We start from the raw sequence: 19,319 nt of genomic DNA, 5'->3' as shown, positions 1-19,319 counted from the left end.
AATCACTCCTGTTATGGTTTTTCAAGCGCAATCGCTGGCGCATTAAGTACCTGAATCAGTTCATTAAGAGACTGCAAAATGTTGCTTGCCCAGAAACGACCTTCATTGGTTAACCGCAGGCACGTTGAAGCATCGCGGCTTAAGCCTTTTTGGTGCCACTGGGCCAGTAATGGTGCGAGTTTTTCAGCATGTGGCGTAAGTTCGTCCAGCGGTACACGCGCCGTTTCAATGCCCGACTGCAAGGTATGACGCCACTGCGCGTTACGTTCGGCGTTACGCATGATCATCATCAGCGGTTTTTTGCCTGCCGCGACGGATTCATGCCAGGTCTGTAGATTGCGTTCGTTCATCCAGGAGTAACCATTAATCGAACCACCTGCGCCGGAACCAAAGGCCAGACAATCGGCACCTTGTTTTATCAGCAGGTTATAGAGATTGCGTTCGCGTGTGGTACGGCCCCAGTGGCTGTTACTGATGCAGCGCCAACCGGCATCGTCCATAAAATCACACCCTTGCAGGTAAAGATCGCGACGCTCCGCCGGAGAGGGCACGGTAGTGCGCCCGTTTTCCACGGCTTTGCCCAGTGGCGTGTTGGGCAGGACGTTGAGCGCATAGAGGTCGACGCCGTCAAGACCGATATCGCGGGCAATAGCCAGATCTTCTCCCCAGGTTTGCGCATCCTGACCTGGCAGGCCAAACAGCAGGTCACAGACCACCGCAGCACGGTCGCGTTTGACCAGGCTTTCCATAAACGCAATGGCGGTTGGACCATCCGAGGTGCGGGCCATTTTCTTGCGGATTTTGCTGTTAAACGACTGAATACCAATTGAGAAGCGGTTTGCTCCCGCATCAAGGCAAGCGTCGATTCGCTCAGCGTCAAAATTCAGTACCCGGCCTTCAATGGTGATTTCACAATCGGGTGCCAGTGGTAATTTCTCTCGTAGTGTGGTGATGATTCTTGCTAAATCGCGCGCGGAGAGTGCGGAAGGCGTACCGCCACCGAAATAGACCGCATGGATGGGCGCGGACTGATGCAATACGCTGTCTGCCTCCTGTTCGATTTCTCGAATCAGGGCATCGGTATAATGAGCACACGCATCTTCATTAAAACGATTCTGATAAAAACCGCAAAACGTGCAGTGTGTCGCGCAAAAAGGAATATGAAGATAAACCAGTCGCTTACGAGGTGAGGTTGTTTGACTGATCATCTCTTGCCAGGTCTGTGCCAGTTGTTCTTTGGCGACCGGAATGGCCCCACGAAACGGCATCATGGCACGCCTGTCTTTAAATGGCTGGTCACCGTCTAAAGCAAAATGAGGCGTGAGATCCAGGGTGTTTTTCATGTTCATACGTCTGATTTAAATCCGTTTATTGCGGCCAAAGTTGCTGGTGTAAAGACTCAACGACATCAGCAATACGCGGGCCCATTCCCAGAATCAGGTTTTGATCAACGGTGATAATGCGCTGGTTCTTCCAGGCGGCGGTGTGGGTAATTCCGGCAATAGAACGTAGCCGATTAATATCGCCATCGACCATTTGTGAGGTTACGACAATCACTTCAGGGTTAGCCGCAATCAGCGATTCCGCGCTGTAGCTTTTGTACTGCTGGTGGGTAGCGACGTTTTCTGCTCCGGCAAGCGACAGAATGGCGTCTGCGACGCTGCCTTTACCGGCGACCTGTGGCGCGCTGCCGCCAGCAGAGAGAATAAACATCGCTTTAATCGGGGCTTTTTTTGCCGCCACGCTTTGCTGTACTCGCTCCAGGCGTTGGCTGATTTGTGTCACCAGCGCCTCGCCTTGTTCAGGAACCTGTAGCGTTTTTGCCAGTTGGCGAATGTTGGCGTACATCTGCTCAAGGGTGGCTGGTACACGCGGCAGAGTGACGACGTTGACCTTTTGCGCCCGCAACTGGTCGAGCACAATTTGCGGTCCTGCATCCTGCCAGGTAATTACGCTATCCGGGCGAAGTGACAAAATGCCTTCGCTGCTGAGTTGTTTCCAGTAGCCAATATGCGGCAGTTTGGCGGTTTCTGGGGGATAAGATGTCGTTTCATCGACACCCACCACGCGCTCGCCAGCACCCATCGCGTAGATTAGCTCCGTCAGTGATCCTCCAGCGACCACAATGCGTTCGGCAGCCGTTGCGCTAAAAGCCCAGCTAAGAGCCAGTACTGCCGTAAACAATTTTTTTCGTTTTACCGCAGTCTTCGCGACAGAGGCCACGGCTGAAATACATAACGTTAGTGGGGAAAAAAGATACGGCCTGTTGGTGATCCTTGGCATCATATGAGAACTCTTATCGAATTGAGAATGATCATGATTATCATTTGAGTTATATATGAAATACAACCGTCGATTCAATACGCAAGGCGTTACAAGCGTATTTATTTTTGATTTTTATCAAGATGCTTCGTCAGCTAACGTTCTTGTTACCGACAAAATTTCAGGGCGGGAAAAAGCTGAGATCTCAGAGATATCGCGGCTTGCAGAGCAAAGAGAAGAGAAAATTATCGCGGTTAACGACAATGTTTCGTTATGAGGTCGTGGGGGAATGCCACAAGAAAAAAATGGTTTTCTGGATACAGGATAGCTTTCATAACCCCCTGTTTATTGTGTTAATGGCGGTTAAAAAAAAGCTTGATCATAAAAAATTGATCGATAATAATTCTCATTATCACGTCTGGCTTTAACAAAATATGACTATATGGATAACAAAATCATAGCTTTTGCAAGGGATAACGCACAGCGCTCTTCACTCCAGATGCGGCATATCGCTTTGCCTGACAAAGAGGGCGAATTGTCCGGGATACCAGGCAATTTCACCGGATATAAACGCCCGTTAACTCACCCGCGAATATTATCGCTTTGAATTGTAAATAAATTTATTTTTCGCCAGCCATCCCGGTATTAATCCAGGTAGCCAGCATTTTTTATTTTCCTCATGGAGAATCGCTATGTCACGTCCGCAATTTACCTCGTTGCGCTTGAGTTTGTTGGCTTTGGCTGTTTCTGCCACCTTGCCAACGTTTGCTTTTGCTACTGAAACCATGACCGTTACGGCAACGGGGAATGCCCGTAGTTCCTTCGAAGCACCAATGATGGTCAGCGTCCTCGACACTTCCGCTCCTGAAAACCAAACGGCGACTTCAGCCACCGATCTGCTGCGTCATGTTCCTGGAATTACCCTTGATGGTACCGGACGAACCAACGGTCAGGATGTAAATATGCGTGGTTATGACCATCGCGGCGTGCTGGTTCTTGTCGATGGCGTTCGTCAGGGAACGGATACCGGACACCTGAATGGGACTTTCCTCGATCCGGCGCTGATCAAACGTGTCGAGATTGTCCGTGGACCTTCGGCATTACTGTATGGCAGTGGCGCGCTGGGTGGGGTTATCTCCTACGATACGGTCGATGCAAAAGATTTATTGCAGGAAGGACAAAGCAGCGGTTTTCGCGTTTTTGGCACCGGTGGCACGGGGGACCATAGCCTGGGATTAGGCGCGAGCGCGTTTGGGCGAACGGAAAATCTGGATGGTATTGTGGCCTGGTCCAGTCGCGATCGTGGTGATTTACGCCAGAGCAATGGCGAAACCGCGCCGAATGATGAGGCTATTAATAACATGCTGGCGAAAGGAACCTGGCAAATTGATTCTGCCCAGGCTCTGAGCGGATTAGTGCGTTATTACAATAACGACGCGCGCGAACCAAAAAATCCGCAGACCGTTGAAGCGTCTGACAGCAGTAATCCGATGGTTGATCGTTCAACGATTCAACGTGATGCTCAGCTTTCTTATAAACTCTCTCCAGTGGGCAACGACTGGTTAAATGCTGATGCAAAAGTTTACTGGTCGGAAGTTCGTATTAATGCGCAAAACACGGGAAGTTCCGGTGAGTATCGCGAACAGACAACAAAAGGTGCCAAACTGGAGAACCGTTCCACTCTGTTTGCCGAGAGTTTTGCCTCTCACCTGCTGACGTATGGCGGTGAGTATTATCGTCAGGAACAGCATCCTGGCGGCGCGACGACGGGCTTCCCGCAAGCAAAAATTGATTTCAGTTCCGGCTGGCTACAGGATGAGATCACCTTACGCGATCTGCCGATTACCCTGCTTGGCGGAACCCGCTATGACAGTTATCGCGGTAGCAGCGACGGCTACAAAGATGTTGATGCCGACAAATGGTCGTCTCGTGCAGGGATGACTATCAATCCGACCAACTGGCTGATGTTATTTGGCTCATATGCCCAGGCATTCCGCGCGCCGACGATGGGCGAAATGTACAACGATTCTAAGCACTTCTCGATTGGTCGCTTCTATACCAACTATTGGGTGCCAAACCCGAATTTACGTCCGGAAACCAACGAAACTCAGGAATACGGCTTTGGGCTGCGTTTTGATGACCTGATGTTGTCCAATGATGCCCTGGAATTTAAAGCCAGCTACTTTGATACCAAAGCGAAGGATTACATCTCCACAACCGTCGATTTCGCGGCGGCGACAACCATGTCTTATAACGTCCCGAACGCCAAAATCTGGGGCTGGGATGTGATGACGAAATATACCACTGACCTGTTTAGTCTTGATGTGGCCTATAACCGTACCCGCGGCAAAGACACTGATACCGGGGAATATATCTCCAGCATTAACCCGGATACCGTTACCAGCACCCTGAATATTCCTATCGCTCACAGTGGCTTCTCTGTTGGTTGGGTAGGTACGTTTGCCGATCGCTCAACACATATCAGCAGCAGCTACAGCAAACAACCTGGCTACGGCGTGAATGATTTCTACGTCAGTTATCAAGGGCAGCAGGCGCTCAAAGGCATGACCACGACTCTGGTATTGGGCAATGCCTTCGATAAAGAGTACTGGTCGCCGCAGGGCATCCCACAGGATGGACGTAACGGCAAAATTTTCGTGAGTTATCAATGGTAATCATCAGCCCCGATATTTCGGGGCATTTATCTGGAAGGAAGAGAGACAATGAACCACTACACACGCTGGCTTGAGTTAAAAGAACAAAATCCCGGAAAGTACGCGCGTGACATCGCAGGTTTAATGAATATCAGCGAAGCAGAACTGGCATTTGCGCGCGTCACTCACGACGCGTGGCGGATGCGCGGCGATATTCGTGAAATTCTGGCAGCGCTGGAAAGCGTTGGTGAAACCAAATGTATTTGTCGTAATGAATATGCAGTCCATGAGCAAGTTGGCTCGTTCACAAACCAGCATTTGAACGGTCATGCCGGATTAATACTCAACCCGCGCGCGCTGGATTTGCGACTGTTTCTTAATCAGTGGGCCAGTGTTTTCCATATAAAAGAAAACACGGCTCGTGGTGAACGTCAGAGTATTCAGTTCTTTGATCATCAGGGCGATGCATTACTGAAAGTTTATGCTACCGACAATACCGATATGGCGGCATGGAATGAGCTTCTGGCACGCTTTACCGTCGAGGAAAATACGCCGCTTGAGTTAACAACGGTTGATGCGCCTGTCGCACAAACCGACGTCGATGCCAGTGTTGTAGAACAAGAGTGGCGTGCGATGACGGATGTCCATCAGTTTTTTACGTTGCTCAAGCGCCACAACCTGACTCGTCAGCAGGCGTTCAATCTGGTGGCAGACGATTTGGCCTGCAAAGTACCTGGTAGTGCGCTGGCGCAAATTCTTGAATCTGCACAGCAGGATGGCAATGAAATCATGGTGTTTGTTGGCAACCGTGGCTGCGTACAGATTTTCACGGGTGTGGTAGAAAAAGTGGTGCTAATGAAAGGTTGGCTGAATATTTTCAACCCGACGTTTACTCTTCATCTATTAGAAGAGAGCATTGCTGAAGCCTGGGTTACCCGTAAACCGACCAGCGATGGCTACGTAACCAGCCTGGAACTGTTTGCTCATGATGGTACGCAGATTGCGCAACTTTATGGTCAGCGTACTGAAGGGGAACAGGAGCAGGCGCAATGGCGTAAACAGATTGCGGCGCTGACGCAGGAAGGCGTTGCTGCATAACGAGTCATTATCCGGAGGTCTGGCTGTCGCCGGGCCTCTTTATAAATATCAGCTGGAGATTTCAGACCAGATAATCAATATGTTGATGACGTACCAGCTCATTGATCCGCTTAAGATTGAGGATCATCATAATATTGTGTTTATGGCAGTAGAATGTTTTCAGCGATATTTTGAGTTTCCCCAGAATATCTTCTGTCGTCATTTGATTCGCAATGCAGCTCAGAACCTGATGCTGTTTGCGCGAGAGTGACACGTCTGCTTCAGGTACAGAGCAATAACTGCCATTGAGCAGTGCGATGAAGTCAATAATCGTAATATTTCTCTGGACAAAGGTTACCGGAACTTTCCCCAGACAGCGTTTAATATTAAACGGCGAGAAAACAATGACATGAACAGGCCGCAGGCGTTCAATTTTGTTGAGCATTGATGAGTGGAATACATTATTCATTAATGTATCAATAATCACTAAGGCATTCTGATGCAACGTTAAGTCAATCTCTTCTTCGTTCTGTATATGAACGACATTACCTTTACTTACAATATTTTTCATCGCGGTGAAAAACATGGTGTCTTTGGTAATTATAAGAAACATAACCGACTCCCTTTGCGAACATTAATTTTATAATCAGGTTGCCAAAGGTAATAAAAAGGTCAGAGCTTGTAATTATACTAATTAGCTTGCTGTACATTAATTGAATGTGTTCAAAGATGCAGATATCTCATCAATATCTGCATCTTCAGGTAATGTTATTTGACCAGTTCTGGCGTTACCTGGCTAACCGCATCGGTATAGTAAGGAGTGCCGCCCCAGCCGGGTTCTGGCCAGAATGCGCCGTAGCCGTAATCCCACAGGTTATAGGTTGTGTTCACCACTTCTCGTAAATGCCACACCTGAATCCCCTGCATATTCACTTCAAGGAAGTTATATGGGACTTTATTGATAAAGCCAGGTTGTTCGCCCTGAATGGTTCCGAGGATGGTGACATAGTGGTTACGGTAGTTTACTGGGTCAAGGAAACCACTTTGTCTGGCGAGCAGTCGCCCTTGATAGTTGGCCTCAATGTCAGGTTTCGCATAGCTATCCAACGGCAATACGGCGATTTCTAGCAATGTATCGGTTTTGCCATTAATGACGTTAATGACTTTACCGCCAAAGCGGGCCTGCTGACCAACGTATAAATTTGGTTGGTTATGAACAGCAACAAAACTTTTTTGGATATCAGGCTGGTTATTACCTTTGATATTTTGTGGAATAGAACTACACGCGGCAAGCAATAATGCAAGGCTGACGATGAGAGCACCTTTTGACTTGTTCATGTTACTATCCTTATCAACAAATGTTAAAACCATAATAGATATTTATTTATGGTTTTCATCTGATTTTCAGGTGATATGCCTGATAGTAACGTAAACCTGTCTGATATTTATATCCTTGCAGATGAGATCCGGAAAGCATTGATGTGTGATGTTATTATGTGTCGCCTTATAATATGGGATATTATAAGGCGGCTCTTATTTCTAATGGCACATGGTGTAAAGATTGTTATTGATGTGATGATAATGGTTTATAAATGTTAGATATGCAAGCCATTCGTAATTTTAACTTTGGGGATCTTCAATTTAAAAACACTTATTATATGACTCATTTTATCTGTTCATTAAAAAAACATTGTTTATCCGTCCTGCATGGATATCAATAAGTTACTGAAATTGCACGATCGAAATTATGTATTTTTTGTCAATAATGAGAGGGCGCAGCCGCCCCCTTTGTTTATTTTAATCGTTTACCCGCCTCATCAACCACTTTCTCACCATCTTCCTTGGTGAACGCGCCTTGTTGCGCATCTGGCAGAATTTCCAGCACCACTTCTGAAGGGCGGCACAGACGAGTTCCCAGCGGTGTAACCACAATCGGGCGATTAATCAGGATGGGATATTGCAGCATAAAGTCGATTAACCGATCGTCAGTAAATTTATCTTCCGCAAGGCCCAGATCCTCATATGGCTCGACGTTTTTACGCAGCAGCGCGCGTACCGAAATCCCCATATCGGTAATGAGTTTGACCAGTTCATCGCGCGTCGGCGGTGTTTCCAGATAATAGATAATGGTCGGTTCTGTACCGCTGTTGCGGATCATCTCCAGCGTATTACGCGACGTGCCGCAGACCGGGTTGTGATAAATGGTAATGTTGCTCATATCAGTACCTCATTACGATGTGAAAGAGAGGCGTAGCGCCAGCGCGGTCAGCGTCACAAACAGCACAGGCAGGGTCATGATAATTCCTGTACGGAAGTAATATCCCCAGCTGATTGTCATATTCTTCTGCGAAAGTACGTGCAGCCAGAGCAGCGTTGCCAGACTACCAATCGGGGTAATTTTCGGCCCCAAATCGCAGCCAATCACGTTGGCATAAACCATCGCTTCTTTGATAACGCCAGATGCCGTGCTGCCATCAATGGACAATGCGCCAACCAGCACCGTTGGCATATTGTTCATAATAGAAGAGAGGAAGGCGGTGAGGAATCCGGTGCCGAGCGTCGCGGCCCACAGGCCGTTATCTGCCAGCACGTTGAGTACGCCAGAAAGATATTCCGTTAGTCCTGCATTGCGTAGGCCATAAACCACCAGATACATGCCGAGCGAGAAGATGACAATCTGCCAGGGGGCACCGCGCAGGACTTTGCCCGTATTAATCGCATGACCGCGTTTAGCGACCGCAAACAAAATCAGCGCGCCCACTGCCGCAATGGCGCTTACCGGAATGCCGAGTGGTTCCAGAACGAAAAATCCCACCAGCAGAAGCAGTAAAACAACCCAGCCAGTTTTGAACGTAGCAGGATCTTTAATCGCTTCTACGGGAGATTTTAGCAGCGCCATATCGTAGTTCTGCGGAATATCTTTGCGGAAATAGAGATGCAACATCACCAGGGTCGCTAGTATCGCGGCGATATCCACCGGCACCATCACCGAGGCATATTCGCGAAAGCCAAGACCAAAGAAATCTGCCGAAACGATATTCACCAGGTTAGAGACAATAAGTGGCAGGCTGGCTGTATCGGCAATGAATCCCGCTGCCATCACGAACGCCAGCGTCGTGCCTTTGCTAAAACCTAAAGCCAGCAGCATGGCGATGACAATCGGCGTCAAAATAAGCGCCGCGCCATCATTGGCAAACAGGGCCGCAACGGCGGCACCGAGCAGGACAATCCAGCTAAACAGCAGGCGACCGCGTCCATTGCCCCAGCGTGAGACGTGCAGCGCCGCCCATTCAAAAAAGCCGGACTCATCCAGTAGCAGGCTGATGATAATGACGGCAATAAACGCAGCCGTCGCGTTCCAGACGATATTCCACACCACCGGAATATCACCCGGATGTACCACGCCCGTAACTAACGCCAGTACTGCGCCGAGCGTTGCACTCCATCCGATGCCTAAACCTTTCGGCTGCCAGATAACCAATACGATGGTCAGGACAAAGATAGCGCCTGCCAGTAACATAATGCCTCCCGGATAAAACACATGCGAAAATCCATATGTGTTTGGATAAATTTTTTAACTGCAAATGTTATTACAGTCTGCGGAACAATTTTGTCGAGACAGGTTGCGGACAATCGCCTGAACCTTTTCTTGCTCACATCGCCAGGCCTGCTCAATAATTTTCGCTGCCCATGCTGGAATATGCGGCGATAAGCGGTAATGAACCCACTTTCCTTGCTTGCGGTCCAGCAATAGTCCGCTTTCACGCAGCAATGCCAGGTGACGGGAGATCTTGGGCTGCGACTGGTCGAGGGCAGTGCAGAGATCGCAGACGCATAACTCTCCCAGCTCGCTGAGCAGTAAAACGATGCCCAGACGGGTTTCATCGGCAAGAATTTTGAACAGTTGGATGGGTAACATAAATGACATATTGCGCTCCTGATTGTTACAGGCAGTGTCTCTCTTCAAAGCGGATAAGTCAAAAACATATATGAATTAATGAATGTGTAAGTGCAGAAGATGGTAATAGGTGTGAATTTTGAGTTGGGTATTCATTTGAAAGGCGGTCTGAATCAGGACGTAAAAAAACCGACTTTGCGTCGGTTTTTTTACTCTTCAGCCTGAGTTGGTGGCTCTGGCTGGAGTGAGAATGCCATCATCTAACAGCTCAATACTATTAGCCAGTGGCTAACATTGCAAGAATTAGCTATTTCTTCAGCTGGCAGAGGGAGCACTTCGGTATATATCGCAGTGAAAGATGATTTATATACTTTCACCGGATTATCGCCGTATTAAGCCTTGTCCGAATCAGGACGTAAAAAAACCGACTTTGCGTCGGTTTTTTTACTCTTCAGCCCTGAGTTGGTGGCTCTGACTGGAGTGAGAATGCCCACATCTAACTTTTCCATGCTATTACCTTAAAGGATACATTGCAAGGTTATGCTGGTTATTTAGCCTAATTTCACTGTATGATTATCCAGTTAGCTCTGAGGCATTTTCACTCTGGCAATGCGCATAAACGCTTTCAAAGTCCTGATCAGTGGTACGGGTGGTGCCGTTAACTGATGCTCTGGCCGGAGTGAGAATGCCATTATCTAACAATGGGGTATGCGCCGTGACAGGCAGTGGATGAGTAAGCGGATGCATTCTCACTCCATCGCATGGAGAAAACGGGTGATTGATAAAGCAATCATCGTTCTTGGGGCGTTAATTGCGCTGCTGGAACTGATCCGCTTTCTGCTTCAGCTTCTGAACTGATAGCGGAAACGTAATTAAGGGCTAAGAGCACACTACTCTTAGCCCTTTAACATTTAACGCATTGTCACGAACTCTTCTGCCGCCGTTGGGTGAATGGCAACCGTGTTGTCGAAGTCTTTTTTGGTTGCGCCCATCTTCAGCGCCACCGCGAAGCCCTGCAACATTTCGTCCATACCAAAGCCAATGCCGTGAATACCGACAATCTTCTCTTCCGGTCCAACGCACACCAGTTTCATGCGGCACGGCTGGCGGTGAGTGGTGACGGCGGTATACATCGCGGTGAAAGAGGATTTATACACTTTCACCTGATCGTCGCCGTACTGCTCGCGCGCCTGCGGTTCCGTTAAACCAACAGTACCAATCGGCGGATGGCTGAAGACCACGGTCGGAATGTTGCTGTAATCCAGATGCTCATCCGGCTTGTTATTAAACAGGCGTTCAGAGAGACGGCGACCCGCTGCAACTGCCACCGGTGTCAGTTCCACTGCACCCGTGTTATCGCCCACCGCGTAAATACCTTCAACGTTGGTGTTTTGATATTTATCGACGACGATATAGCCTTTTTCGTTGGTTTTTACGCCAGCGGCTTCCAGGTTGATGTTGTCATTGGCAGGCTCGCGACCAATCGCCCAAATCAGGCAATCCACCGTTTCACTGCGACCATCTTCCAGCTCCAGCGTCAGGCTGCCATCGGCATTTTTCACCACCGCTTTCGGGATGGCGTTGGTGTGCAGCTGCGGGCCTTCGGCGTTCATCACTTCAACCAGCGTTTCAGAGATCATCGGGTCGAAACTGCGCAGCGGCGCATGTTTACGCACAAACAGATGCGTTTTCGCGCCCAAGCCGTTAATCACGCCCGCCAGCTCAACAGCGATGTAACCTGCGCCAACAACCGCTACACGCTCTGGCAAAGCAGGAAGGGCGAAGAAACCATCGGAATCAATACCATATTCCACGCCTGGAATATCCGGGTGGCTCGGACGACCGCCGGTGGCGATCAGAATATGATCGGCCGTGATGGTTTCGCCGTTTACCTCTAGCGTTTTGGCATCAACGAAGCGGGCAAAGCCTTTGATTACATCAACGTTATTTTTACCGAGCACGTTTTCATAGGAAGTATGAATACGGTCGATATAAGCGGTACGGCTGGCGATCAACGTTTCCCAGTTGAATTTATTGATAGTGGTATCGAAACCATAATCCGGGCCGTACATATGGATCGCTTCACGGATTTGCGCCGCGTGCCACATCACTTTTTTCGGCACGCAGCCGACGTTCACGCAGGTGCCGCCCAGCTCTTTGGCTTCAATCAGCGCGCATTTCTGGCCGTACATAGCCGCGCGGTTGATGGAGGCGATACCGCCGCTGCCGCCGCCGATGGCGATGTAATCATAGTGTTTAGTCATGACAGAGTGTCCTTATCGTTGATTACCGCGATTGTAGCGCGAGACGTAATAGGTGCCAGCAATGGCTGCAATTACTCCGGCACGATCCAGCTTACGGTGGCGTGCCCGGTGCCAGCCGGAACCAGTTTGCTGTGCAGCCACGGCAGCACGTTATTCATCTGCTGTTCCAGCTTCCACGGCGGGTTAATCACAATCATGCCGGAAGCGGTCATGCCACGGCGATCGCTGTCTGGCAGCACCGCCAGTTCAATTTGCAGAATTTTGCGAATGCCGGTCGCTTCCAGGTCGTGGATCATGCGCTTAATTTGCTGGCGCAGCACTACTGGATACCACAATGCGTAAGTGCCAGTGGCGAAACGTTTGTAACCTTCTGCTATCCCGCTGACCACCGCCTGATAGTCGGTTTTCATTTCATACGGCGGGTCGATAAGGATTAAACCTCGGCGGGAAACCGGCGGCAGCTTGGCCTTAAGCTGCTGGAAACCGTCGGCTTTTTCCACGCGCGCACGGCTGTCTTTCTGAAATTCAGAACGCAGCAACGGGTAATCGCTCGGGTGCAGCTCGGTCAGTTGCAGGCTGTCTTGTTCGCGCAGTAGCTGGCGAGCAATCAACGGCGAACCGGGGTAGTAACGCAACTGACCGCTACGGTTGAAGTGTTTTACCACATTGATGTACGGCTCCAGCTCCGCAGGCAAATCCTCCTGCTGCCAGATACGGGCGATACCTTCGAGATATTCGCCGGTACGCTCGGCATGTTCGCTGCCTAACTGATAACGCCCGGCGCCTGCGTGGGTGTCGAGATAGAGAAACGGTTTATCTTTCTCTTTCAGCGACTCGATGATCAGGCTCTGAACGGTATGTTTAAGGACGTCGGCGTGGTTGCCAGCGTGAAAGCTGTGGCGATAACTGAGCATGGGTAAAGGTGTTCCGGTAAGTAAAAATCGGCCCGTATTTGGGGCGCACAAAAGCGTATCTGGACAGTATACCGAAAAGAGGCCGCCGCCGCGAAAGCGTAACGTTTCTCATTGAAATTCACTACACTTAACCCCATGCTATTGCCATTACGCGCCGGACGAGATGCTTTGTGTCACACCCGGCGAAAGCGCCTGTGAGCGTTTTGTTCCCCTCTTTAACCAGGACTGTACCTATGACGAATCCGTTACTGACTCCCTTTGAATTGCCTCCGTTTTCTAAAATTCTCCCGGAACATGTGGTTCCAGCCGTGACTAAGGCGCTGAACGACTGCCGCGAAAATGTGGAGCGCGTAGTAGCGCAAGGGGCACCGTACACCTGGGAAAATCTCTGCCAGCCGCTGGCGGAAGTGGACGATGTGCTGGGGCGTATCTTCTCCCCGGTCAGCCACCTGAACTCGGTGAAAAATAGCCCGGAACTGCGCGAAGCCTACGAACAAACCTTGCCGCTGCTGTCAGAATACAGCACCTGGGTAGGGCAACATGAAGGGCTGTATAAAGCGTATCGCGATCTGCGCGATGGCGATAACTACGCCACGCTGAATACGGCGCAGAAGAAAGCGGTTGATAACGCACTGCGCGACTTCGAACTCTCTGGCATCGGTCTGCCGAAAGAGAAACAGCAGCGTTACGGCGAAATTGCTACCCGTCTTTCCGAGCTGGGCAACCAGTACAGCAACAACGTCCTTGATGCGACGATGGGCTGGACCAAACTCGTTACCGACGAAGCTGAGCTGGCGGGTATGCCAGAAAGCGCACTGGCTGCGGCAAAAGCCCAGGCCGAAGCGAAAGAACTGGAAGGCTACCTGCTGACGCTGGATATCCCAAGCTACCTGCCGGTAATGACCTACTGCGACAACCAGGCTCTGCGTGAAGAGATGTATCGCGCTTACAGCACCCGCGCCTCCGATCAAGGGCCGAATGCCGGTAAGTGGGATAACAGCAAGGTGATGGAAGAGATCCTCGCGCTGCGTCACGAACTGGCGCAACTGCTGGGCTTTGAAAACTACGCCTTTAAATCCCTCGCCACTAAAATGGCAGAAAACCCGCAGCAGGTGCTGGATTTCTTAACCGATCTGGCAAAACGCGCGCGTCCGCAGGGCGAAAAAGAGCTGGCGCAGCTGCGCGCCTTCGCCAAAGCCGAATTTGGTGTCGATGAGCTGCAGCCGTGGGATATCGCTTACTACAGCGAAAAACAAAAACAGCATCTTTACAGCATCAGTGACGAACAGCTGCGTCCGTACTTCCCGGAAAACAAAGCGGTTAACGGCTTGTTTGAAGTGGTGAAACGTATTTACGGAATCACCGCTAAAGAGCGTAAAGATGTTGATGTCTGGCATCCGGATGTACGTTTCTTCGAACTGTATGACGAAAACAACGAACTGCGCGGTAGCTTCTACCTCGACCTGTATGCCCGTGAGAACAAGCGCGGCGGGGCGTGGATGGATGACTGCGTAGGCCAGATGCGTAAAGCAGACGGTTCGCTGCAAAAACCGGTCGCGTATTTGACCTGTAACTTCAACCGCCCGGTAAATGGCAAACCGGCGCTGTTTACCCACGACGAAGTGATCACCCTGTTCCACGAGTTCGGTCACGGCCTGCATCATATGCTTACCCGCATTGAAACCGCTGGTGTTTCCGGGATCAGCGGCGTGCCGTGGGATGCGGTCGAACTGCCGAGCCAGTTTATGGAAAACTGGTGCTGGGAGCCTGAGGCGCTGGCGTTTATCTCCGGTCACTATGAAACCGGCGAACCGCTGCCGAAGGAGTTGCTGGATAAAATGCTGGCAGCGAAAAACTACCAGGCGGCGCTGTTTATTCTGCGTCAGCTGGAGTTCGGCCTGTTCGATTTCCGCCTCCATGCAGAGTTCCGCCCGGATCAGGGAGCGAAAATCCTCGAAACTCTGGCAGAAATCAAGAAACTGGTTGCCGTGGTACCGTCTCCGTCATGGGGCCGTTTCCCGCACGCTTTCAGCCATATTTTCGCCGGTGGTTATGCGGCAGGCTACTACAGCTACCTGTGGGCCGATGTGCTGGCAGCAGATGCCTTCTCGCGTTTTGAGGAAGAGGGCATTTTCAACCGTGAAACCGGGCAGTCGTTCCTCGACAATATTCTGAGCCGTGGTGGTTCAGAAGAGCCGATGGATCTGTTCAAACGTTTCCGTGGTCGTGAACCGCAACTGGATGCGATGCTGGAGCATTACGGCATTAAGGGCTGATCATTCAGTGAAAATCTGCTTAATTGATGAAACGGGCGCCGGAGACGGCGCCTTATCTGTTCTGGCGGCCCGCTGGGGGCTGGAACATGATGAAGACAACCTGATGGCGCTGGTGTTAACGCCGGAGCATCTGGAACTGCGCAAGCGCGATGAGCCAAAGCTTGGCGGCATTTACGTTGATTTTGTTGGCGGGGCGATGGCACACCGCCGCAAATTTGGCGGTGGTCGCGGTGAGGCGGTGGCGAAAGCGGTGGGCATTAAAGGCGATTATCTGCCGGATGTCGTCGATGCTACCGCAGGGCTGGGGCGCGATGCCTTTGTGCTGGCTTCGGTCGGCTGCCGCGTACGGATGCTGGAGCGTAATCCAGTGGTTGCTGCATTGCTCGACGATGGCCTGGCGCGTGGTTATGCGGATGCGGAGATCGGCGGCTGGTTGCAGGAGCGTTTGCAGCTGATCCACGCCTCCAGCCTGACGGCGCTGACTGATATTACCCCGCGCCCGCAGGTGGTCTATCTCGATCCGATGTTCCCGCATAAGCAGAAAAGCGCGCTGGTGAAAAAAGAGATGCGCGTGTTTCAGTCGCTGGTGGGGCCGGATCTCGACGCCGATGGGTTGCTGGAGCCTGCGCGGCTGCTGGCGACCAAACGTGTGGTGGTAAAGCGCCCGGACTACGCGCCGCCGCTGGCGAATGTCGCCACGCCAAACGCGGTTGTCACCAAAGGGCATCGCTTTGATATTTATGCGGGTACACCGGCATAAAAGTAAAACAGGGTAGCGTTATCGCTACCCTGTTTTCTTCCAAAATAATCAATGGCTTTCCGGCGTCTCAATCATGCGTTTCAGCCACGGCACCATCAACAGCATCACTACTGCAACGGCCAGTGTAACCAGACCAATCTTACCAAACACGTTGGTATAGACAGGCAGCGTCTCAAGCGGGTCGGTAATGTTGTCTGGTACTGCGGTAAATGTTGCCACATAGCCGCCCAGCAAGAACGCGGCAGCCTGCGTAAGGAACCACATCCCGAGAATAAAGCCCATCAAATGTTGTGGCACCAGAGCGGCAATCATTGCCAGGCCCAGGGCGCTAATAAGCAGTTCACCTAAGCTCTGGAATAAGTAAACCAGCACGATAAACCATGGCGATGTCAGCCCCTGGGCATCCGCAAACCACATTCCCGCTGCTGCGGCTGTCAAAAAGCCTAGCGAGCACATAAACATACCGAGAGTAAATTTCATCGGCATGGAGAGGTCTTTGCCTTTGTTACCCAGATGCGTGTAAATGCCTGCCAGAACTGGGCTGGCGAGCACCACCCAGAACGGGTTAAGCGCCTGGAAGCTCACCGGGTTGATGGAAAAACCGAGAATTTCATGATGCACGTTGTTGATAGCAAAGAAGTTCAGCGACGTTGGCATCTGGGCGTAGAGGATGTAAAACACTACCGCTTCAAGCATCAGCACAAAGGCGACAAACATCTTATTGCGCCCGGTTTTATCCAGCTTGAATGCCTGACGGAAGAAGATAATGGTCACGACGATAGAGAGAACAATCAGTACCAGATTGGCGACTTCCACGTTGTGCATCAGCCATGCGCAAACGAAAATCATCACCACGCTGCCCATCAGCACGTACAACAATTTGCTGAAGTTCATCGGTCGGAAATCTGGTTCAGAACCAATATCTTTCACCATTCCGCGACAGGCGATGTAAACCAGTAGCGCGACAATCAATCCTGCTCCGCATAAGTTATAGGTGACGGAATAGCCAAATCTGTCAGCGATAACCGGTGCTAGCGACAGCGCAATCAACGAGCCGATATTGATCGACATATAGAACAGGGTGAAAGCGCCATCGAGACGTGGATCTTTCGGTGGATAGCACTTCGAAAGCAGGCTTGCCGGGTTGGCTTTAAACAGGCCGTTGCCGACGGCGATTGTTCCCAGCGCGATGAATATCAGGTCTGGCTTGAGTAGCGACATCCCGGTCATGAAGTAGCCCATCGCCAGAACAATTGCCCCAAGGACAATGGTGCGTTTAGTTCCTAACAGATGGTCGCCAACATAACCACCGATCGAGATAAGGCCATAGACCAGCGCAGCGAAGGCACCAAAGGTGACAAAAGCCTGTTCTTGTGAGAAACCGAGCTGTTTAACGAAGAAAACGGCCAGGACGCCTTGCACGCCGTAGTAACCGAATCGCTCCCATAGTTCGACAAAAAAGATCATGAAGAATGGGCGAGGTTGTTGCAGCATCCCAGTGGGTGTTGTTGTATTCATAATTTTTAGCCTTTCAATACCATCATGAAAAGTATGAACGCGTAAGTGATTGCGCGCGAAAGAGTTTACACATGTCTAAAATTCTTAATATTGATGCAATGAATGCATTAATGCACTATCTCAGCAAAAAATAACCAGCTAATCATGCTGATTGTTTGAGTTATGATGGCGTTAAATGCTGTTTTTTTGGTGGGGTAAATTTGAATTATTCGATGCGTAGTTGAAGTTTCTGACCGCAGATGAATACCGGCTTGATTGAGCGACCTCGTGTTTGTACCCGCACGTCGCATTCGGGTACAACACAAAAAGCAGAACGCCCGCATAAGCGGGCGTCCAGGAGCAAGTAGGGGAGATATTATTCTTCTTCGTCGCGCAGCGGAACAATCAGCATATCAACGTGAACGGTGTTGATCAGCTGACGCGCGGAAGACATCAGTTTGCTCCAGAAGTCCTGGTGGTGACCACAAACAACCAGGTCCATGTCGTATTTCTTGATCGCATCAACCAGCACCTGACCCAAATCGCCGCTGCCGCTAAGGGTTTCAGTAATTGGGTAGCCTGCGTTGGTGGAGAGTTCGGTCAATGCATGATGAGTCTCTTCGGAAATGCGTTTCTGCATGTCACCCAGATTTACATCAATAAGTCCGGTGTATAGGTCAGAGTAGTTTACATCTACGTGGATCAGAGAAACTTTCGCATTGTAGGGGCGAGCCATAGAGACTGCTTTCTCTACCAGAACTTTGCTTTCCGGGGAGAGATCGACCGCGATGAGAATGTGTTTATAAGCCATAGTGTTACTCCTTCCATAAAGTTGTCGATGACTGGCCAGCTTGCGTTTCTTGTGCCGTTACGTCACCCGCGTCCTGCGAACTACGTGCGCGGGGCTAACCCAGCCGTAAAGATTCAGTGAAAAGACCATCCTTACCTTATAGCGACCTGGATGATCCGTCAATCCGCCTTGCTTACCAATCAGATAATCAAATTTTCTACATGAATGTATTGATAGTGGTTAACCTTATGGAAAAAAAACAACCTGATCTCCTACACTATCTATAGAGCCGCTCGGATGTTTGTCATCACAAAAGCGGTTTCTCCAGGACCTGGTGTTAACTGATTGGCAGCGTATCGGGAGCGGTAGCCCCGGAGGGGAACTCCGCGGGCAGGTCGCCGGGGAGGGGGTATGATAAGCACCGTCGCATTATTTTGGGCTTTATGTGTCGTTTGCATTGTTAACATGGCGCGCTATTTCTCATCACTACGCGCGTTGTTAGTGGTACTGCGTAATTGCGATCCATTGCTCTATCAATATGTTGATGGAGGGGGCTTTTTTACCTCACATGGCCAACCCAACAAACAGGTGCGTCTCGTTTGGTATATCTATGCCCAACGTTATCGCGATCATCACGATGATGAGTTTATCCGTCGCTGCGAGCGCGTGCGTCGTCAGTTTATTCTGACCAGCGCATTGTGTGGCCTGGTGGTGGTAAGCCTGATTGCGTTGGTGATTTGGCATTAAGCGCCACGGTAATAACGCATAAAAAAAGCGGGCCAGTAAACTGACCCGCTCGAGACTGATTACAAACGCAAAATTGCCTGATGCGCTACGCTTATCAGGCCTACATAATCTCTGCAATCTCTTGAATTTGCATGTTTTTGTAGGCCGGATAAGGCGTTCACGCCGCATCCGGCATGAACA

At 50.3% G+C, this 19,319-nt stretch carries 19 protein-coding genes and 1 pseudogene; 7 read left to right on the top strand and 13 right to left on the bottom strand.

Going from position 1 to position 19,319, the window contains the following annotated elements; translation table 11 throughout:
* Positions 1-11: 11 nt before the first annotated feature.
* Both hutW and shuT read right to left on the bottom strand, forming a co-directional pair.
* Positions 12-1,349, bottom strand: coding sequence for a heme anaerobic degradation radical SAM methyltransferase ChuW/HutW (hutW, locus tag FEK66_RS06960; RefSeq protein WP_131161889.1), 1,338 nt, complete (start codon positions 1,347-1,349; stop codon positions 12-14).
* A 19-nt stretch (positions 1,350-1,368) separates the two neighbouring features.
* Positions 1,369-2,283 (bottom strand): heme ABC transporter substrate-binding protein ShuT, encoded by a 915-nt coding sequence (gene shuT / locus FEK66_RS06955; RefSeq protein ID WP_135495331.1) that lies wholly within the window; start codon positions 2,281-2,283, stop codon positions 1,369-1,371.
* Positions 2,284-2,338: 55 nt separating this feature from the next.
* Here shuT and FEK66_RS25620 point away from each other — a divergent pair, with 55 nt between their 5' ends.
* The 3 genes from FEK66_RS25620 to chuS all read left to right on the top strand — a co-directional run bounded on the left by FEK66_RS25620 (position 2,339) and on the right by chuS (position 6,014).
* Positions 2,339-2,539 (top strand): hypothetical protein, encoded by a 201-nt coding sequence (locus FEK66_RS25620; RefSeq protein ID WP_165383169.1) that lies wholly within the window; start codon positions 2,339-2,341, stop codon positions 2,537-2,539.
* 415 nt (positions 2,540-2,954) lie between these two features.
* Positions 2,955-4,937 (top strand): TonB-dependent heme/hemoglobin receptor ChuA/ShuA, encoded by a 1,983-nt coding sequence (gene chuA, locus FEK66_RS06945; RefSeq protein WP_130221299.1) that lies wholly within the window; start codon positions 2,955-2,957, stop codon positions 4,935-4,937.
* Positions 4,938-4,985: 48 nt separating this feature from the next.
* Positions 4,986-6,014, top strand: coding sequence for a hematinate-forming heme oxygenase ChuS (gene chuS, locus FEK66_RS06940; protein WP_135490472.1), 1,029 nt, complete (start codon positions 4,986-4,988; stop codon positions 6,012-6,014).
* A 61-nt stretch (positions 6,015-6,075) separates the two neighbouring features.
* Here the strand turns inward: chuS and FEK66_RS06935 are convergent, their stop codons facing one another.
* The 6 genes from FEK66_RS06935 to FEK66_RS25615 all read right to left on the bottom strand — a co-directional run bounded on the left by FEK66_RS06935 (position 6,076) and on the right by FEK66_RS25615 (position 10,638).
* Complete coding sequence (locus tag FEK66_RS06935; protein ID WP_130209174.1) at positions 6,076-6,606, bottom strand: LuxR C-terminal-related transcriptional regulator; 531 nt, start codon at positions 6,604-6,606, stop codon at positions 6,076-6,078.
* A gap of 155 nt (positions 6,607-6,761) precedes the next feature.
* Positions 6,762-7,331: an outer membrane lipoprotein Slp gene (slp, locus tag FEK66_RS06930; RefSeq protein WP_130209172.1), complete on the bottom strand. Its 570-nt coding sequence runs from the start codon at positions 7,329-7,331 to the stop codon at positions 6,762-6,764.
* A gap of 454 nt (positions 7,332-7,785) precedes the next feature.
* Positions 7,786-8,211 (bottom strand): glutaredoxin-dependent arsenate reductase, encoded by a 426-nt coding sequence (gene arsC / locus FEK66_RS06925; RefSeq protein ID WP_138211428.1) that lies wholly within the window; start codon positions 8,209-8,211, stop codon positions 7,786-7,788.
* A gap of 12 nt (positions 8,212-8,223) precedes the next feature.
* The gene (gene arsB / locus FEK66_RS06920; RefSeq protein ID WP_135495289.1) at positions 8,224-9,513 is read right to left on the bottom strand and encodes an arsenite/antimonite:H(+) antiporter ArsB; all 1,290 of its coding nucleotides are present in this window, start codon (positions 9,511-9,513) and stop codon (positions 8,224-8,226) included.
* A gap of 54 nt (positions 9,514-9,567) precedes the next feature.
* Entirely contained in the window at positions 9,568-9,921 is a 354-nt protein-coding gene (gene arsR, locus FEK66_RS06915; RefSeq protein ID WP_130260989.1) for an As(III)-sensing metalloregulatory transcriptional repressor ArsR, read from the bottom strand.
* A 543-nt stretch (positions 9,922-10,464) separates the two neighbouring features.
* Positions 10,465-10,638, bottom strand: coding sequence for a hypothetical protein (locus FEK66_RS25615; RefSeq protein WP_165383351.1), 174 nt, complete (start codon positions 10,636-10,638; stop codon positions 10,465-10,467).
* A 27-nt stretch (positions 10,639-10,665) separates the two neighbouring features.
* On the opposite strand from FEK66_RS25615, the gene dinQ reads away from it, so the two are divergent.
* On the top strand, positions 10,666-10,749 hold the full coding sequence (dinQ, locus tag FEK66_RS06910; RefSeq protein WP_001295215.1) for a damage-inducible type I toxin DinQ: 84 nt from the start codon (positions 10,666-10,668) through the stop codon (positions 10,747-10,749).
* Positions 10,750-10,802: 53 nt separating this feature from the next.
* On the opposite strand, the gene gorA is transcribed toward dinQ, so the two are convergent.
* Together gorA and rlmJ are read right to left on the bottom strand one after the other, a co-directional pair.
* Entirely contained in the window at positions 10,803-12,155 is a 1,353-nt protein-coding gene (gene gorA / locus FEK66_RS06905) for a glutathione-disulfide reductase (RefSeq protein WP_000160811.1), read from the bottom strand.
* Positions 12,156-12,226: 71 nt separating this feature from the next.
* Positions 12,227-13,069 (bottom strand): 23S rRNA (adenine(2030)-N(6))-methyltransferase, encoded by an 843-nt coding sequence (gene rlmJ, locus FEK66_RS06900; protein WP_130209162.1) that lies wholly within the window; start codon positions 13,067-13,069, stop codon positions 12,227-12,229.
* Positions 13,070-13,302: 233 nt separating this feature from the next.
* On the opposite strand from rlmJ, the gene prlC reads away from it, so the two are divergent.
* Both prlC and rsmJ read left to right on the top strand, forming a co-directional pair.
* A complete protein-coding gene (prlC, locus tag FEK66_RS06895) occupies positions 13,303-15,345 on the top strand; it encodes an oligopeptidase A (protein ID WP_115423870.1) in 2,043 nt (680 codons plus the stop codon).
* Positions 15,346-15,352: 7 nt separating this feature from the next.
* Positions 15,353-16,105 (top strand): 16S rRNA (guanine(1516)-N(2))-methyltransferase RsmJ, encoded by a 753-nt coding sequence (gene rsmJ / locus FEK66_RS06890; RefSeq protein WP_130221308.1) that lies wholly within the window; start codon positions 15,353-15,355, stop codon positions 16,103-16,105.
* Positions 16,106-16,153: 48 nt separating this feature from the next.
* Here rsmJ and dtpB read toward each other — a convergent pair whose 3' ends face one another.
* The gene (dtpB, locus tag FEK66_RS06885) at positions 16,154-17,623 is read right to left on the bottom strand and encodes a dipeptide/tripeptide permease DtpB (protein WP_130209158.1); all 1,470 of its coding nucleotides are present in this window, start codon (positions 17,621-17,623) and stop codon (positions 16,154-16,156) included.
* A gap of 355 nt (positions 17,624-17,978) precedes the next feature.
* Positions 17,979-18,413 (bottom strand): universal stress protein UspA, encoded by a 435-nt coding sequence (gene uspA / locus FEK66_RS06880; RefSeq protein WP_000323571.1) that lies wholly within the window; start codon positions 18,411-18,413, stop codon positions 17,979-17,981.
* A gap of 390 nt (positions 18,414-18,803) precedes the next feature.
* Here uspA and uspB point away from each other — a divergent pair, with 390 nt between their 5' ends.
* Positions 18,804-19,139: a universal stress protein UspB gene (gene uspB / locus FEK66_RS06875; RefSeq protein ID WP_124038640.1), complete on the top strand. Its 336-nt coding sequence runs from the start codon at positions 18,804-18,806 to the stop codon at positions 19,137-19,139.
* Between the two features lie 74 nt (positions 19,140-19,213).
* Here uspB and FEK66_RS26180 read toward each other — a convergent pair.
* A pseudogene (locus FEK66_RS26180) lies at positions 19,214-19,312 on the bottom strand (hypothetical protein); the annotation flags it as partial.
* Between the last annotated feature and the right edge of the window lie 7 nt (positions 19,313-19,319).

The sequence above is a fragment of the Escherichia sp. E1130 genome (assembly GCF_005781065.1).
Lineage (GTDB): Bacteria > Pseudomonadota > Gammaproteobacteria > Enterobacterales > Enterobacteriaceae > Escherichia.
The sequence above is the reverse complement of the archived record's forward strand: the minus strand, read 5'-3'. Positions and strand labels throughout refer to the sequence as shown.